Annotated in this window: 1 pseudogene; it reads right to left on the minus strand. The window is 75.9% G+C overall.

Annotation, left to right across the window (positions count from 1 at the left end):
• Nucleotides 1-1,445: pseudogene (locus KS423_RS45435) on the minus strand (hypothetical protein); the annotation flags it as partial.

A 1,445-nucleotide genomic window follows, 5' to 3' on the forward strand; every position in this document is an offset into this window, starting at 1 on the left:
CGCGCCCCGGCCGCGGACGGCCGCCAGCAGCGGCGGCACCAGCAGCGCGCCGGCCAGCGCCCAGACCGCGTTGGCCACCAGCACGCTCAGGAACACCAGCCCGACCGACTCCTCCTCGGAGAACTCCATCCGCCCCGAGCCGACCCAGCCCGAGGTGAACATGGTCCGCGTCAGCAGCGCGCCGGAGACGGTCATCAGCAGGGTGAGCGCCCCGGCGTGCACGGCCGCCAGGCGCAGCCGGTCGGCCGCGTCCAGCCCGCGCCGGAACGCCGTCCAGCCCAGCAGGACCGCCGAGGCGAGCGCGAGCAGACCGGCCCAGCGCCAGTCGCCGGTCAGGTCGTGCAGGTCGTGCAGGTCGAAGAAGGAGAAGTCGGCCTCGGCGCTGCGGTCGCCCCAGGAGCCGTCACTGCGGGAGTCGCCGCTGCCGGACAGGCCGGAGTGCGTCCGGAACGTCGCGCCCGAGCCGAAGCCGAGCAGGTTGAGGCCGAGGTTGGGCAGGAAGGCCAGCGAGATCCCGGTCTGCGCACCGCTCTCGCTGTTGGCGGCGACCAGCACGAAGGCCGTCACCGAGGACAGCCCCACCGAGATCGCCAGCGCCTGCCCGGCGGCCAGCGCGGACACCGCCCAGCCGCGCACCGCGCGGCTGCGCCAGGCGGCCCAGCGCAGCGCGTCGGTGCCGTAGACGACGAAGGTCAGCAGAGCGGCCACCGCTGCGGTCCAGGCGACCGCCTCCAGCCAGCCGGAGTCCGCGGTGATCAGCGGCCGGCCGGGCTTCTGGCCGCCGGAGCCGAAGTAGTCGGGTTTCACGGTGCTGCCCGCGGGGTGCCAGTCCGTACTGCCGACCAGCCCGAGCAACCCGCTCACCGCCGCGAGGACCAGGGCGGTGCGGATCGCCTCGCCGGCGGCCTGACCGCGGGTGAGCTGGCCCGCCACCGCCTTGCGCCGGCGCAGCCCGGCCCGCAGGCCGAGCCAGAGCGCCAGGCACCAGAGCACGGTGACGGTCATCGGCAGCACCCGGAGGGCGATCTCCAGCCGGTCGGTCCGGCCCTGGCTCAGCGGGCTCTGGTACCCGAGCCGGAACGGTGCGCCGAGCGCGTTCAGGGCCATCGACAGCGTCGAGCCGAAGCGCTCGCCGAAGCCGGCCGACTGGAACCGGTACTCGTACCGGTAGTCGCTCGGGATCGCCGCGATCAGCGCGGCGGCCAGCAGGACGAGGGTCGGCGCGACGGCCGCCTTGACCGCCGGACGCCAGTGCGCCGCGGTCAGCAGGCGCTGGAAGGTCGACGGCTTGTCGTACGACTGCCCGGCGCCCCAACTGCCCAGGGCGGGCGGGGACGCGGCGGCCGGTCCGTACCCGGGCGGCGGCCCGTAACCCGGCTGCGGTTCGTACCCGGGCGGCGGGACGGCGGGCGGCGGGACGGACGGAGCCGCACCCCGCGGAGGCG

This window comes from Streptomyces sp. LS1784 (assembly GCF_020103755.1).
Taxonomy (GTDB): Bacteria; Actinomycetota; Actinomycetes; order Streptomycetales; family Streptomycetaceae; genus Kitasatospora.